Consider the following 14,874-nt stretch of genomic DNA (forward strand, 5'->3'; position numbering starts at 1 on the left):
CTTGAATGGCAAATCCGGCGCGCTTCTACGGCGCAGATTGAGAACTAGCTCAAAGTGTTGACTTCGCCGCCTGTGCTTGGTTCCGCTGCCCCCGGATCTCCGGATAGTATGGCGGAAGGCAGTGAGAGTCGAACTCACCCGGGAACGGCTGCCGCCCCCAACCGGGTTTGAAGCCCGGCCGCGCCACCGGACGCGAATGCCTTCCATATGTTGCTCAGCGGCATGCTACTCAGCGACCCTGGCCGTGAGTGTAGTGGAAACCTCAGATGTGGCCAGCGCATTGTCCGGCCTGATCCTGCGAAGATCGCCGACCCGCCTGGTCAGGCCGATACGGTCGAAATGCTCAAGCAGCTGGATACTGCGCTTGCGACCGAGACCGATGCGGTCACGAAAATCAGCTGTGGCTATGACGCCGTTGCGCCTGGCGAGTTCCATCGCGACCGCCGCGAGGCTGCGCAACGTACCTTCGGGATAGAACAGATCCTTCACCACCTGCTGTAATTGCCCGAGCCGCGCGAGCTTGCGTAGCAGAAGACGGACCTCGCTCTCCTCCCGTTCCAGGGTTCGCGCCAAATCACGTACCCACGGCGGATCGTACCCGCCCTCCTCCAGCAACGGCCAGATCTGCGACTGCAGGCGCTCTTCATCAGCAGTAAGACGCACCCTGTGCCCGGGCTGATGCAGCCAGGGACCGCTGGCCTCGATACGCCCGGCGGCCAACAGGGATTCCAGCAGTGCCACGAAAACAGGCCGTTCCAGCCCGGGCATGGCATAACGGCGCAGGCGATCACGATCCGGCCCCAACTCGTCAGGCTGTTCCTCATGGAACTGGCCAAGCCTGGCCTCCAGCTCATTCTGCAGCGCATGCCAGGCTGGCTCGTTGAACAGCCGGGGGCCCTGGTGCGTGGCGACTGCCAGCACACCCGCCGGTAACGCCCAGCTTCCAGCAGGACGGTTGAACTGGCGTTCCAGACGCCAGGGCTCGAGCCCCTGATGCGATTGTTCGAGCAAGCCAGGAAAGGCGTCTTCCAGTGAGCCTGCGGCCAGGGCCTGCAACTGGGCTATCCGCTCAGGGGTGCGGCGATGGCGCGCCGGAGCGAAGGGGTCCAGCACCTGACCGCCGCCGATGGTGCGTTGTGCCGACTGGTCACGCAGCACCAGCCGATCCCCATGCACAGCATGGGTGGGCGCATTCAGTACCAGCTGCGCCAATGCTCTGCCACCGGGTTCAAGCGTCTGCTCCTGCAGTAACGCAACACGCCCCGTCAGATCATGCGCGCCCAGATGTATATGCACCGGCGACCAATGCCGTAGCGCTCTCGCCTCGCTGGTAAGCAGGTCAAGCTGGATATCCAGCCGGGTGACCGGCGCATGCAAGGCCGGCGCAACCAGCCACTCGCCCCGGTGAATCCGTTGCACCGTCACGCGATCGCCCGCGATGTTTAGCGCCACGCGCTGGCCTGCGTGCGCTTCATCAACTTTCTGGTTCTGTGCATGCAGTCCACGCACACGGACCGTTCTGCCCGACGGGCTCAGCTTAAGCTCATCACCCACAGAGACCTGACCGGCGAACGCCGTGCCGGTGACCACAACGCCGGCACCGGCAACGCTGAATGCACGATCGATGGCCAGGCGGAAATGCCCGGCCTGGCTGCGTTCAAGTGCCTGCCGTGCTTCGGCGGCAAGCGCACTACGTAATACATCTATCCCCTTTTCCTGTACCGCTGACACGGCAAACTGCGGGGCCCCGGCAAAGCGGCCGGCGGCCAGCAGCGCTGCGACCTGCTGCTGTACTTCGTGCAACCGCGCGGGCTCAACCCGGTCGACTTTGGTGATCGCCACAAGGGCGCGTGGAATGCCAAGCAGTTCGGCGATGGAGAGGTGTTCACGGGTCTGCGGCATCACGCCGTCATCGGCGGCAACCACCAGCAGCAGTAGATCAATGCCACTGGCGCCTGCGAGCATGTTATGCACGAACCGCTCGTGGCCCGGCACATCGATGAAACCACAGGGCTGATCGGCACCCAGGTCGGCATAGGCATACCCCAGATCGATGGTGATGCCGCGTTCACGCTCTTCCCTCCGGCGATCACCCCGGGCACCGGTCAATGCCTGCAGCAAGGCTGTCTTGCCGTGGTCGATGTGCCCGGCGGTACCTACGATCAAAAGATTCTCCTCAACAGACTTCGGTTTTCATGGGAGCACAGCCCTCCACCCTCATCAACGGTGCCATGTAGCACCATAGAAGCTGGGAGGGAGAGCCTGGGTTCGTTGTTTGGCCCTTCGAGCTCGTTCGGGTGACGCTGGTACGAGCTGGTGCTCGAACCTCCCCGAACCTCCAACTTGGACATCACTCCCAAGCATTGTTTTCATTGCCCGAACGAGCTCTCAAAGATTACCAACAACCCCGCCCCCTCCCTTTCAGCTTCCGGCCTTAAGCCTCCAGCCGTGGCTACAGATGAAGCCAGATGGAAAATGCGCCAAAAAACAACCAGAACGCAGAAAACAGCAACGGTGAGCGCATGGAGAAAAGCAGCGACTTGCGCTGGCCCCTGATGCTTGACTCCCAACTGGAGAAGAGCGGCGAATCATCATATATATGACCGACCGCCGGCTCACAACTGAGCAGACTGGCCTGCTTTTCGTACCAATGGTCGATGATATCGCAGGCGGCCTTGATGCCCGGCCATGCATTCAGCGAACTGAGAATACCCAGCAGAGCGAGAGTCGGCGGCACAACCAGCGTAAAGATGGGTCCCCAGTCGGGATTCATGTTGGCCATACACGAGCCATAGGCGATGACTAGGAAAGACTGGGCAGACAGGTAGGAGTTGGTCCGGGCAGATAGATTACCCGCCTCGTTGTGGATCTCGTTTCGATAAAAATCCAACCTGTCCTTCGGCGAAACGAACATGGCCTGCTCGCGTTCGACTTCGGATGGTTTGGGCGTATCGGGGGTTACTATCATGACTACCGGCTTCCAGACTTACTATGAAAGAAATTAGAAGCTGCGGCGTCAGGCAAGTTCAACCCTGCGGATGAAAGCACCTCGTGCGGCGGATCAAGCTGGCATGTCGAGCAGATTCAGTGTGTGCTCGTCGGCCTTGCCCTCATAGAATCCGTCCAGCACCAGCCTGAATTCATCCTGCCGTGGGGCCGCTGAGTTGAATAAGGTCATGCTCGAGCGCAACTTCATATCATCCGGCGACCCGAGAATGGCGCGCGGCGAGCTGCCGATATGCTGTAGCAGGGCCTGGGAGCATTCAAGCAGCCGTGGCCCGAGCGTGGGGTGCGCCAGATAAACCTGCGCCTCATCGAGCCCGGAAATGGCATAACGCTGCGCCATATCGCTGCGCCCCAGGCCGGAAATCTGCGGAAATATGAACCACATCCAGTGGCTTTGCTTGTTGCCCGCCCGCAGCTCAGCCAGAGCACGTTCGTATACGGGCTGCTGGGCATCGACGAAGCGTTGTAATCGATAAGGGTCGTTCATGGATTAGCCTTCGGTTGGTTCAAACGATGGGCGAATCGCAGAGGATGGTGTGCGCGAAGCGGCGCAGCCCGCAGGCTGCGCCCGGGGATTCAGTTTCCCGGTGATTTCTGCTCGGAGTCATCATCGAGCTCCGTAGGCTCTTCCCCCTGCTTGGCGAGGAATTCTTCCTGCAACAGCGCATCGCGTGTGCCTGGCGGACCCTCTTCGCCCAGTGGATCATCGATTTGACGACTGGTGACGGGCCGCGCGTCCAGCTTGCCGGTCAAATGCTCAAGCGCATGACGCGCCTTGGCTGCGGCACCCTCGACTGCAAGATGCAGCGACTCTGCCTTGTGTGATACCGACATGGACTGGTGGCCCTTGGGACGAAACTCGATCTGGCATCGCTTGTCCTGCGCTCCGCCCTTCTGAGCATTCTCATCACTCACATGTATCTCGACCCGCGTGAGCAGTTCCTCGAACCGCTCCAGCTGCTCGACGACTGTCGAACCAACCCATTCCTGCAGTTGAGCACTGCCCTCAATGTGATTGCTGTTGACCTGAACTTGCATATACGGCTCCTGATGTGACGTGCTTGTATGTTGGAGCCGGACTCAGCCACGAGGTTCAGCGTGTTGGTCAAATACTCTCCTGACGCAACAGACCCTAGGCACCGCGCCGGTGATCAGGCAGTTTTTCCGCCAGCGCTTCAGTGAAACCCTTCGCAGCCGACCAGCGCATATGTATCGCGTCAATGAACGCTGCTGCGCCCGGTTCCCATCCGTTATCACCATCCCACAGCCGGGCGCCTGTACCACCTAAGGTTTTAGCCAGCGCCTGATTGAATCGGGTGCCTAGTTCGCCCTTCGGGTCAAATTTGGCCTTCCAGTCGGGATTGAGCGGTGATGTGACAATGGTGAACGGCTTACCTTCATGCTGAAGCCGCCGCGCCATGGAAGCAAGTGCGTCAAAGCAGACCGGATCGAGCGGTTCCGGCTGGCCGTAGAACAAACCGCGCGAACCTCGGGTGTTCAGCGGGCCGTCACCGAAACGATTGAAAACCAGGGGGTTCATTTCGTCCAGGTTAGACCGCTGAGCCTGTACCGTTTGGGCGTTACGCAACAACGAGACCGGCGAGAAATAACGCATATAGTATTGCCAGCGCCAGGCGTCACCGTATACGAAGGCGTCGATATCCTGTTTATCGAAGGGCTCATCGGGCAGTACGCTGCAGCCGGCAAAATCGATTGGATCAACCAGCATCACCACCTGCTCAATGCCCGGCTCCCGCTCAAGTAACCAGTCGGCGATATACACAGACTGATTGACATGCATCCCGCAGAACGCACCGTTCAGCGGGCGGATGCCCGGCGCGTGCTCTATCAAGGTATTGCTGTCGACGTGACGCCAGGCGACGGATGAGCCCATGACCAACAGGTTCGGATCCTGAGCATGGTTGGCTCGTAGGAACTCGAGCTTTTCATCGGCGCACAGGTTGTTCGAAAAGGCCGGGGGCGGCAGATTCCCAGTCTGATCCAGTAACGTCAGCAGCAGACAGAAGGCTGTCACTGCCCCGACCAGGCCGCCCGCAACACCCCACAGGTAGCCTCTGAAATTCGGCGGCTCGGGTGATGTCGTCATCGGCTGTTGCGCGTCCGGGTCCGTGGTGTGGGTCATAGGATAATTATCCGTTGAGCTTGGTACTGATCAACGCGACGAAATGGCCGACGTTGCGCATGGACTCCAGCTCGGCCGTACGGAATTTGACGCCGAAGCGCTGCTCCGCAGCCACAACCAGATTAACGTGGGCCAGGCTATCCCAGCCCTCGATGTCTTCGGCGGTGGTCTCGGAATCGATAACAATATCGTCGTCATCGAATACGTCCTGAAAAATCGGGTGGAGTGCGCTCAGAATCTCTGTTTCGGTCATGGATTCAGGATCTCTATGAAGTGATGGGTTTCAGGTGTGTTGTGAAGATCGAGACGCCAGAAGCTGGCGTCCGGCTCGGCCCATTCGGGCGTCTCGACGGGTTCAAATCCCAGGCGCGGGTAATGTTCGGCAACCATGCCGTTACGCTGGGTCGGGCGGTATTCGCCGATCAGTGCGGTGCGCCCGTATTCGGCTGCGAGCCTGGCCAGCACTTCGAGTACGGCCTGCTCCACCTGGCGTCCGAGTACCCGGCAACTCATCAACCAGCTATCAATCAGCAACTCGCTGTTGCCGACGCCGGGGTCCGGACGCGCCATTACCACACTGATCAGGCCGTTATCGCCGAACTTGTCTTTCAGACGTACGGCCAGCGCAATGGCCTGCGAATCATTCGCTATGCGTTCGACTTCAGCTTCGCTGTAACGTCGCGTGGACAGGTTGAATTGATTGGTCTTGTTGATTAGCTGAGTGGCGCGCGGCAGCTCAGCGGCCCCGATCCGGATTGCGCTCAGCTGCATTTCAAGGCCGCGCAAATATCCTTCGATATCGGTTGCCTGGCTCATGGCGACCTTGCGTTCGGCGTTCAGCGCATAGCTGCGTCCGCGCGCGGCATCGTCCGAGGTGAAGGACACCGCGTCAAAATAGCCGGCAGCCGCCACGCAGGCAGGATAACCGGCGATATCATCCGGTACTTCCGGCACTGCCACTTCAGGTAATTCCCGCCGGACTATGTCGCGCTCGGCCGGATTGTCATCGACGAAAACCAGGCTATCCAGGCCGATATCGAGCATCGAGGCGATACGCCGAAGGTTGCCGGCCTTGTCTTCCCAATTGGCAACAAAGGCCGCAATGTCGCCGCGCTTGAGCACCATCTCGGGATGCTTGAAGGCTGCTTCGGCGACTGCGATATCGTTCTTGCTGCATACCGCGAGAATGACACCACGTTGAGCCAACAGGTCGGCATAACGCTGAAACGCGACAAAGGCTTCGCCGGTGGGCGAGCCCTGACCAAGGTGAATACCCTCGATGCCGTCATCACCGATTACGCCGCCCCACAGCGTATTGTCGAGATCCAGCACCAGGCATTTGCGTGAAAGCCCGGCACTCGCCGCCGCAATACGCGCGAGATGATCGCCGTACAAGGGCGCCAGCTCCGGACTTACCAGCTGCTTGGCCTGGTGCCAGCGTGTCGCGTCGCCAAGTCCCGGCCCGTAATGCCCCTGTGCCGCCTGCCAGGCCAGATCCATCAGCAGTACGCCCTCCTCCCGGGCGGCAGCGCGTATAGCAGCATTGAGCCGATCGATAACCGCATAGGGCGCGGCCGGAACCAGCCCCTCATATGAACCAAACACCGGCGGATCAACGGGAACCAGCGTCTGCTGAACAACGCGCGCAGCAAACCGTTCCCGCGCAGCGCGCCATAACTGGCGCAGCTCATTGACTCTGGCTTGCACTGCCTCGTCTACTTCCCCCTCAGTTGCTTGCAGGGACAGCTGCAGTGGCGCATCCCGCGCATCCAGAGCAAGCAGTATCAGCTGTGGCGCGAACGCAGTCAGCTCCGGGTCGTCGACCAGCAATGCCTGGCGATACATGCCATACGGGGCAACATGCACCGACAGCGCCAGATGCCGATTCAGGCCCGCAACGCGGATCGCGGGTACCAGATGGTCCACTGTGTGGGACGACAGGAGGGCAACACGCAATGGCGTCAATCCGGCCTTGTACGCAAGGTCGACCGCGTCGGAATCATTGAGTGCTTTATTGGCAAGCCGGTCAAGACGGGTCGTCAGCACAAAATCTCGTTGATAGCCGGCAAGCTCAATCGCCCGGGCCAGGCGCTTGGCCGGATCAGGCTCGGCCTTGGCGGCATTCATTGCCGCGCCGGGATCAGCATGCCGGGGTAACCAATGCAGCTCTGCCATGGCTCGATGCTCCTTGTGTAATCAGAACTGGAAGTAGAGGAATTCTGTCGGGGCTACCGAGAAGGCAATCGCCAGCGCGAAGAACCCAGCCACACCGACCACCACTCCAATTGCAGGTGTGGGCTGCCAGAGCGCTACGGGCACCCAACGCTGCACCCAGTTTTCCTGAACATGGAAGTCCAGCGCGGTGCGCACCTTGCCCATCCACTGCTCGACATTGGGGAGCCCCCAGACGATCAGCAGATGCACGGCGATATAAAGAATATCGGCCCGGTAGAAAGTACTTTCCTGAGGGCTTAGGCCGGCCATACCCGCCAGCATGGTCATCGCCGTGGCGAGATCCGGCGCGCGGAAAAACACCATCGCAACGACCACGCAGCCAAAGGTCAGCAATACTGCGGCGATATGGTGCAACCTGTTTTCACTGTCCAGGGCCCAGCCCTGGCGCACCTTGTACGCTCGCCAGCCATGCGCGACCACCAGATATATGCCGTGCAGCAGACCAAAGGCGACGAACTGCCAGCCTGCTCCATGCCAGACCCCGGAGACAAACATGGTGAACAGCGTGGGATATGCCACCAGCGCGACAAAGATGCCAAAGGTCATCTTGCCGCGCCGGGGCTGTGGCTTGCCTGCCTTCATGCGCGCCCGGGTGCGGCCCATGACAATCGGGTTGTAGATATAGGCCGTCAGAAACCGGGTGAGCGTCATATGCCAGCGAGACCAGTACTCGATCACGTTATGCGCCTTGAACGGGCTGTTGAAATTCGCCGGCAGACGGATGCCGAAGAGCAGCCCCAGGCCGATCGCCATGTCGCTATAGCCGGAGAAATCGAAATAGATCTGCAGCGTATAAGTCAGCGCACCCGTCCAGGCCTCGAAAAATGGCGGGATAACACCAGTAGCGGCGCTGGCAAACACCGGCGAAGCCATTCCGCCGAGCGGATCGGCCAGCACCACCTTCTTGAACAAACCCAGCAGGAAGATGGTAGCGCCAATTGCCAGATTGTCTGCGCGGGGGCGAAAGGTCTCTTCGTCGCGAAACTGCGGCAACATCTCACCATGGTGCGTGATAGGACCGGCAATCAACTGCGGGAAGAAAGAAATGAACAGGCAATAGTTGAAGAAATCATGTTCCTGTACCTGCCCGTCATGCGCATCGACCAGATAGGCGATCTGCTGGAATGTAAAGAAGGAAATAGCCAGGGGCAGGATGATGTTGTCTATCGACCAGTCCAGTCCCACGGCCGTATCAAGCGTGGCAAAGAGGAATCCGGTGTACTTGTAATAGCCAAGCAAAAGCACGTTGGCCGCAACGCCGAGGACCAACAGCACACGTGAGGGGCTGCGTAAAAGATAGCCACCCACCAGGTAGTTGACGACCATGCTGCCGGCCAGCAACGGAACGTATGACGGGTTCCACCAGCCATAGAAAACCAGCGAGGCTACGGTGAGCCAGATCACTGCCAGTCGTTGGCGGCCTGATCCAGCGAAGAGAAAAAACCCGAGCAGCACTACCGGGAGAAATCCAAGGATGAAGACTGCAGAATTGAAAAGCACTGCCCGGCTCCCTCAATAACGCTCACAACCATCCATAAAAATGCTGACTTGTCATTAGCCCAGCACGACGACCAAGTGTTCCGTTTCCTGTGCGAACCGTTCCGTTGCTAGGTCCGACTGAATTGGTAACAGAAAGTTTCAGAACAAGCGGGTTATACGACATCAGCATGACGGCTGCAGGCGAAGTCTGATCGAATGGATATGCTCCGCTGTCCGGTCTGTTGGGCCAGGTCGAAAGCCGAACCGCCCTGCCCCCCTGTTGCCAAGGGGGGGCAAGGTTTACGCGCCTTTGAGCAGTTTGACTGTACGTGCTAGCGGCGCCCGAGCTCTCTGGCAGCTCGATGACTGTCGAAGCTCTTGAACGTCCACAGCGGAGCGAGTAGTGAAATGATTATCGGGCCAAACCCTACTGGTTCTTCACGTTGTTTGCGGAGTCCTGCCAGTTGACCGGGCCAGCAAGCGAAGCACGGAATAATTCCCCCCTTTGCAAAGGGGGGGCTAGGGGGGATTCGGGTTTCCATTTACCAGCCCCGAACCGAAAACCAGTGGCCTTAATGTTTAAAATCCAGCTCAATCCAGGTAGGCGCATGATCGCTGGCCTTGGGTAGATCCCGCACCCAACGGTCCACCCCTGCATCGACCAGCTTCGGCGCCAGATCTGCGCTCAACAGCAGATGATCGATGCGCAGGCCCGAGTTGGTCTTCCAGTGCTGACGGAAGTAATCCCAGAAAGTATAGATACGCTCCTCCGGGTAGAGCGTGCGCAGCGCATCGGTCCAACCCTGGTCGAGCAACCGCTGGTAGCATTCTCGCGACTCCGGCTGCAGCAGCGCGTCCTTCTTCCAGGAGCGCGTGTTGTATATATCAAAATCAGTAGGGATAACGTTGTAATCACCTGCCAGCACGACCGGATGCCCTGATTCAAACAATCCCTGCGCATGACCTATCAGTTGCTCGAACCACTCCAGCTTGTAATCGAATTTGGGACCCGGTTGGGGATTACCGTTGGGCAGGTAGATGCAGCCAACAATCACACCCTGGACGGCGGCCTCGATATACCGACTCTGGCCAGGATCAGGGTCGTCCGGCAGTCCGCGGCGGGTTTCCAGCGGGTCCGTGCCTCTTGCCAGTATGGCGACCCCGTTCCAGGATTTCTGTCCGTGCCAGATGGCCCCGTAACCCGCATCGTTGATTGCATCGACAGGGAATCCCTCGTCAGGCGCTTTCAGCTCCTGAAGACACACAACATCCGGCGATTCTTTCTCAAGCCATTCCAGCAGAGCGGCCTGACGCGACCGGATGCCGTTGATGTTGAAGGTCGCAATTTTCAGCTTGCTCACGGACCCGTCCCCTTCGCGATTGATATGACTGTTAGCCGATTTTCATTCGTCATCACGCCTGCTGAGTACACGGCTACCCTCTGGTGGCACGCCTGCATGGCGTGCATACAAACGTGTCGAAGGCGCAGCGGTGATGCCATGTACCAGAATAGACGCAAAGATGATCGCGCTGCCGGCGTGCCAGAACAGCGGCTGGTCCATATGCTTGTGGGCCAGGCTGGCGTAATAGATGGCGGCGATGCCGATCGGGCCGAACCACCCAATGAAGCGCACGTCCGGGGTTGTCCAGTAGCGCCTGAGAGCCGGATATAACATCAGCAGTATCGGCGGTCTGCGCAGCAGCAGAATCAGGATCGTCAGCGCGAGCAGCGGCCAACCCAGCTCGGCCCACGCCGCGAAAGGCAAAGCGATACCGAAAATCACGAACATGGGTAGCGTGAACAGCTTCGCTACGCCCTCCTGGATTTTTTCCTCCTCATGCTCGTCGTTCTTGTCGCTGAACAGATTGAAGGTCAATCCCGCCAGAAATACGGAAACGACCGCATCTGCCTTGAGCAGCTCCGCCAAGCCAAGCGCGAATAACGAAAACGCGACCGTGTAGCCAAGCAGCGAGGTCTTGTCGACCCATCCATGGTGCTCGGCCAATGACAGCAGTCTCGCCGCACTAAAACCGATCACACCTCCCAACACAATGGCAAACACAACGCCGATAAGCACCGATTCAAGCAACCACGTGGACCACGCCGCCCCTGGCGCGAGCGTCATCATGAAGATCGGCAGCATGACGAACAGGTAGGCCAGACCGTCGTTAGCGCCGGATTCAAGCGATAGCCCATCGCGAATGCGCAGCGGCAGGTGCGTCTTGGCAAATTTCCCGGTCACGATGGAGCTCGCCACGACCGGGTCCGTTGGCGTCACCACCGCGCCGAACAGCAGCGCAGCCCACAGCGGCAGCCCCAGCAACCAGCCCGCAAGCAAAGACGAAGTCAACCACATTGCCAGCATGACAATAGTCAGCAGCACGATAATAGGCTTCAGCAGGACCCTCAGACTTTCCCGTTTGAGCCGCAGCGCAACACCCATCAGACCGATCGCCAGTGTCAGTCGCGAAGCCTGCTCAAGTATTGCTGTCTCGTCACCCCACTTCGACAGATCAAGCAATGCCAGCCCGTACGGACCCACGGCAATCCCCACTGCCATGGCCAGGATCGACTCGGTCACAGGGCTCCGTTTGAGCGCCGACGACATCAGGGCGACACCGACCGCCGTTGCCCCCATCACAGCGAGAGAAAGGTTGAGTTGCTCCATGACTGGCTCCTGAATGCTATGTCCTTGCGAGGCCGTCATGTGAGGGAAGTTCCAGAATGGAGTCGATACCGTTTCGTTTCGGAGTTTTGATCGCACGGCCCGCCCAGCTCAGAAGTGCATGCTGAGCGCCGCTATCTACCCATGAAAGTCGACAGCTTGTGCACTGCGGCAATCTCACCGCTCCATATCATTTCGTAGTGCGCGGTCTGGACGATGGATGAAACCTGCCTGGGTGTGAGCAGCCCCCAGCAAATTCCGTCTGCCTGACGCACCGAGTGGTAACGGATGGCTGTGGCGCCGGCGTCCCGCGCATCACGGCCCAGTATGCGAGGCGCAGCATAATCGGTGGGCGAGTAAATCGGATCTGTACGCGGCACCCCCAGCGCATCCACCGAACCTGCCTCATCAAAACGAGCGGTCAGTGCGCGAAACACAAACCGCTCGTAGCGCAGGTCCGGAACCCGGGACCAGTAGGCTTGCTGATGGTGCCTGACCTCAGCGATGGCGGTTTCTACGCGATCCGCCAGATACAGCACACCGAAGGTCCCGTCGCTGAAGCGCGAGCCTTCCGGGTTAACGTGGGTGAAGGGCGCGGCTGCGTAGGAGCAGCCTGGAATCCCGAAGGGAATTTCGCTGCGGGGGATAAGCTCCATATTGCCTGTCTGGTTCTGGATGCGCGGATTGGTCAGCGCCTGTAGCGCGTACAGATCATCAAACTCGGCGGCGCTGGCGACGTCATCGAAGATGGCTATTGGCGGAAATTTGGAATTGACCAGTCGATAAGCGCGGACCGATTGCGCCGGCAATACCGGCAGGCTACTGACCGCTACCACCGACTGCCCCGCAGAACATCGATTCGCTTGAAGGTTTCATACACCGCGACCATGTCGCCGCTGCCCATGACCTCGAGAGGTGAACGTCCAAAGAAGAACCCATTGTCGTTCGGCATCCGCATGAAGCCGTAGAGGTTATCGGGGTTATCAAAGATCGTCCGCAGCGCTGCATGAATATTCAATACGAAGCTCAGCCGCGTGAGCTGATCCCGGTCCAGACTGATCGATTGCAGACCATCCTTGCGCTTGGCACGGGCATAGGTGCTATGCGAGACCCGCAATATTGCCTCGCCCTGCTCCCCTGTGGCGCCCCACTTGTCGAGGATGGTCACAGCAGTCCGCAAACCGGTAGCGGCGGCGGTTTTATCTGCTGAAACGGCGGCGGTATTGAGCATGAGACAACCCTCAAGCGATGTGTCTATAAAGACTACACCTGAAAAATAGTATCTGCAAACACACCTGATCCGCCACCATCAATGGACATGGCCTGAGCGTCCGTGCCCTCCTGCACTGCAGTTCTGCTCGACTGCGCAATCGAGCCGTATTTGTGCATCCTCCGGCTGCAGGGTGCTGTGCTGGATACCAAAGCGCTCACTCAGCAAAGTTTGCATCTGCGGCAACACCGCCTGCCATTCGGTCATTACTTCGAGATCGACGTGGGCAGCCAGCGCGTGACTGGTCGAGGACAGGCTCCAGATGTGCAGATCATGCACTGCAATCACCCCGTCGACCTCAGCCAGTGCCTGCCCGACTTCCCGGGAATTGATGCCCTGCGGGACGCCTTCCATCAGCACGCGAATCACCACGCCGAGCAAGCGGATCGCTGATATCAGAATCAGCAGGCAGACGACCAACGACAATATCGGATCCATGACGCTGGGCCCCCCAAACCAGATGATCGCGCCCGCGGCAACGGCTGCGACCGAGCCGAGCAGATCGCCCATCACATGCAATAGCGCTCCGCGTACATTGATCGTCTGCTCGCCGCGCATCAGCACCCAGGCAACGATGATATTCACCAACAAACCCAGGCCACCGATGAGCAACACGGTACCGCCATCTACTGTTGGCGTGTCCTGCATCCGCTCGATCGCCTCGAACGCAATGACCGCAATCACCACAAACATGAACAGCACATTGAACAGCGCGCCCAGCACCTCGGCTCGTTGCAGGCCAAAAGAATGCGCGCGTGATGCGGGTTTGCTCGCAAGCCAGGCGGAAAAGGCCCCCACGGCCAACGACAGCGAGTCGGTAAACATATGACCCGCGTCAGATAGCAGCGCCAATGAACTCGCCATAACGCCACCAATAACCTCTACCACGGCGAAGCCCGTCGTAAATAGCAGAGCAAACAGCAACGTCATACCGCTGCCATGGCTATGGCTATGGCTATGGTTGTGGTCGGCGTTGTGACTATGGGTATGGCTGGACATGAACGCGCTCCGCTGGGCTTCAGCCCATTGAAACCATCCGACTGCTGAAGCGTCAAGCGGAGCTAACGCTTTGCTCCGGCGCTGACCCAACTCAGGTATCGAGCCGCCCTCCCAGGAACTGCGCCAACCGGCTACGCATGAGCCGGCTCTCGCTGCCGAGATTGGCGATGGGTGAGCCCTTGAGTTGTTCCTCGGCCAGTTCCGCACCGACACCGGCCAGTGCCAGAGGACAATCAATGGCCAGCGCCAGCTTGTTTATTTGCCGGAGCAACGTAGACGTGGCAGGTACCGGGGCGAACAGGACCAGCCCCTCAGGCTGGACTGACTGGCATACCAGCGGCAACTCATCAAGCGGCTGACCCGTTGGCAACACCTGGACCGCTCCGTCGTCTGCGCCTAGCAACAATCCAGTTACCAATAGCTCCAGTTCGAGACAGTGTTCAGGCAACGCGGCGAGCAATACGCAGCGGTTTGAGGCGCGCCGGCCCAGCTGCAGGCGTTGCAGCACGCGGGCGCGAAGAAAGGCATCGTAAAACAGCCACTGGCTGAGCTGACCGAACCCGCGTTGATGCCTTTGCTCGCGCCATACGGGCAACAGTACCTCTTCGAATATCAACGAAACCGGGTAAGTAGAGAAAAGCTGACCGTACACCTGCTCGAGACGGGCTTGGTCAAAAGCGGCCAGCGCCTCTCCGATACGTGCTTGCCACCCGAGCCACTCACTAGCGTCTGATGGGACGAACGTGATGCCACCGGCCTGCGATGTGATCTGCGCCCCTGAATCAACCGGCTTGCTGCGTGCAAGCAGACTGCCCACCTTGCTCACTGCTACGCCGCGCTCTGTCCAGGACATGATGCTGCGAATGTTTTCCACGTCACCCAGCGAATACAGCCGATGCCCGCCTTCGGTCCGCACCGGCTGGATAAGCCCATAGCGGCGCTCCCATGCACGCAGCGTTACCGGATTGACGCCCGTCAGGCGCACCACTTCACGAATCGGTAGCAGTTCATCAGTGACAGAGTGCTCGATAGGGTCAGACACAGGCTCGGCTCGTTTGGTCATGGGCGGGCAACGC

At 59.4% G+C, this 14,874-nt stretch carries 14 protein-coding genes and 1 tRNA gene; all 15 read right to left on the minus strand.

Going from position 1 to position 14,874, the window contains the following annotated elements:
- Positions 1–109 precede the first annotated feature (109 nt).
- Positions 110–205 (minus strand) — tRNA-Sec (locus tag G3M63_RS15080).
- Positions 206–225: 20 nt separating this feature from the next.
- Positions 226–2,166 carry a selenocysteine-specific translation elongation factor gene (gene selB, locus G3M63_RS15085; RefSeq protein ID WP_163983641.1) on the minus strand — a complete coding sequence of 647 codons (1,941 nt, stop codon included), beginning with the start codon at positions 2,164–2,166 and terminating at the stop codon, positions 226–228.
- A gap of 286 nt (positions 2,167–2,452) precedes the next feature.
- Positions 2,453–2,968 (minus strand): hypothetical protein, encoded by a 516-nt coding sequence (locus G3M63_RS15090; protein ID WP_163983642.1) that lies wholly within the window; start codon positions 2,966–2,968, stop codon positions 2,453–2,455.
- A 93-nt stretch (positions 2,969–3,061) separates the two neighbouring features.
- Complete coding sequence (locus G3M63_RS15095; protein ID WP_163983643.1) at positions 3,062–3,493, minus strand: DUF1810 domain-containing protein; 432 nt, start codon at positions 3,491–3,493, stop codon at positions 3,062–3,064.
- 89 nt (positions 3,494–3,582) lie between these two features.
- Positions 3,583–4,044, minus strand: a complete 462-nt coding sequence (locus G3M63_RS15100; RefSeq protein WP_150298792.1) for an HPF/RaiA family ribosome-associated protein — start codon at positions 4,042–4,044, stop codon at positions 3,583–3,585.
- A gap of 94 nt (positions 4,045–4,138) precedes the next feature.
- A complete protein-coding gene (locus G3M63_RS15105; RefSeq protein ID WP_256669838.1) occupies positions 4,139–5,149 on the minus strand; it encodes a hypothetical protein in 1,011 nt (336 codons plus the stop codon).
- 7 nt (positions 5,150–5,156) lie between these two features.
- On the minus strand, positions 5,157–5,402 hold the full coding sequence (locus G3M63_RS15110) for an acyl carrier protein (protein ID WP_150298793.1): 246 nt from the start codon (positions 5,400–5,402) through the stop codon (positions 5,157–5,159).
- Positions 5,399–7,324: an HAD family hydrolase gene (locus G3M63_RS15115; RefSeq protein ID WP_163983644.1), complete on the minus strand. Its 1,926-nt coding sequence runs from the start codon at positions 7,322–7,324 to the stop codon at positions 5,399–5,401. The genes G3M63_RS15110 and G3M63_RS15115 overlap by 4 nt, the downstream gene beginning before the upstream one ends.
- A 21-nt stretch (positions 7,325–7,345) precedes the next feature.
- Positions 7,346–8,884 carry an MBOAT family protein gene (locus tag G3M63_RS15120; RefSeq protein ID WP_163983645.1) on the minus strand — a complete coding sequence of 513 codons (1,539 nt, stop codon included), beginning with the start codon at positions 8,882–8,884 and terminating at the stop codon, positions 7,346–7,348.
- Positions 8,885–9,435: 551 nt separating this feature from the next.
- A complete protein-coding gene (gene xth / locus G3M63_RS15125; RefSeq protein ID WP_163983646.1) occupies positions 9,436–10,224 on the minus strand; it encodes an exodeoxyribonuclease III in 789 nt (262 codons plus the stop codon).
- Between the two features lie 42 nt (positions 10,225–10,266).
- Entirely contained in the window at positions 10,267–11,532 is a 1,266-nt protein-coding gene (locus G3M63_RS15130; RefSeq protein ID WP_163983647.1) for a sodium:proton antiporter, read from the minus strand.
- A gap of 131 nt (positions 11,533–11,663) precedes the next feature.
- The gene (locus G3M63_RS15135) at positions 11,664–12,365 is read right to left on the minus strand and encodes an RES family NAD+ phosphorylase (RefSeq protein ID WP_150298798.1); all 702 of its coding nucleotides are present in this window, start codon (positions 12,363–12,365) and stop codon (positions 11,664–11,666) included.
- Positions 12,359–12,760, minus strand: coding sequence for an antitoxin Xre-like helix-turn-helix domain-containing protein (locus tag G3M63_RS15140; RefSeq protein WP_150298799.1), 402 nt, complete (start codon positions 12,758–12,760; stop codon positions 12,359–12,361). Before G3M63_RS15140 ends, G3M63_RS15135 begins: the two co-directional genes overlap by 7 nt.
- Positions 12,761–12,838: 78 nt before the next feature.
- Complete coding sequence (locus tag G3M63_RS15145) at positions 12,839–13,798, minus strand: cation diffusion facilitator family transporter (protein ID WP_163983648.1); 960 nt, start codon at positions 13,796–13,798, stop codon at positions 12,839–12,841.
- A 91-nt stretch (positions 13,799–13,889) separates the two neighbouring features.
- On the minus strand, positions 13,890–14,861 hold the full coding sequence (locus G3M63_RS15150; RefSeq protein ID WP_163983649.1) for a MerR family transcriptional regulator: 972 nt from the start codon (positions 14,859–14,861) through the stop codon (positions 13,890–13,892).
- Between the last annotated feature and the right edge of the window lie 13 nt (positions 14,862–14,874).

Origin of the sequence: Pseudomonas sp. OIL-1 (genome assembly GCF_010669185.1) — a bacterium.
In the GTDB taxonomy this organism is placed as follows: Bacteria; Pseudomonadota; Gammaproteobacteria; order Pseudomonadales; family Pseudomonadaceae; genus Halopseudomonas; species Halopseudomonas profundi.

What these genes read in the sequence shown, in the direction of transcription:
- G3M63_RS15090 (WP_163983642.1), bottom strand. Translation starts at nt 2,968, where the DNA reads ATGATAGTAACCCCCGATACGCCCAAACCATCCGAAGTCGAACGCGAG.
- G3M63_RS15095 (WP_163983643.1), bottom strand. Translation starts at nt 3,493, where the DNA reads ATGAACGACCCTTATCGATTACAACGCTTCGTCGATGCCCAGCAGCCC.
- G3M63_RS15100 (WP_150298792.1), bottom strand. Translation starts at nt 4,044, where the DNA reads ATGCAAGTTCAGGTCAACAGCAATCACATTGAGGGCAGTGCTCAACTG.
- G3M63_RS15105 (WP_256669838.1), bottom strand. Translation starts at nt 5,149, where the DNA reads ATGACCCACACCACGGACCCGGACGCGCAACAGCCGATGACGACATCA.
- G3M63_RS15110 (WP_150298793.1), bottom strand. Translation starts at nt 5,402, where the DNA reads ATGACCGAAACAGAGATTCTGAGCGCACTCCACCCGATTTTTCAGGAC.
- G3M63_RS15115 (WP_163983644.1), bottom strand. Translation starts at nt 7,324, where the DNA reads ATGGCAGAGCTGCATTGGTTACCCCGGCATGCTGATCCCGGCGCGGCA.
- G3M63_RS15130 (WP_163983647.1), bottom strand. Translation starts at nt 11,532, where the DNA reads ATGGAGCAACTCAACCTTTCTCTCGCTGTGATGGGGGCAACGGCGGTC.
- G3M63_RS15140 (WP_150298799.1), bottom strand. Translation starts at nt 12,760, where the DNA reads ATGCTCAATACCGCCGCCGTTTCAGCAGATAAAACCGCCGCCGCTACC.
- G3M63_RS15145 (WP_163983648.1), bottom strand. Translation starts at nt 13,798, where the DNA reads ATGTCCAGCCATACCCATAGTCACAACGCCGACCACAACCATAGCCAT.
- G3M63_RS15150 (WP_163983649.1), bottom strand. Translation starts at nt 14,861, where the DNA reads ATGACCAAACGAGCCGAGCCTGTGTCTGACCCTATCGAGCACTCTGTC.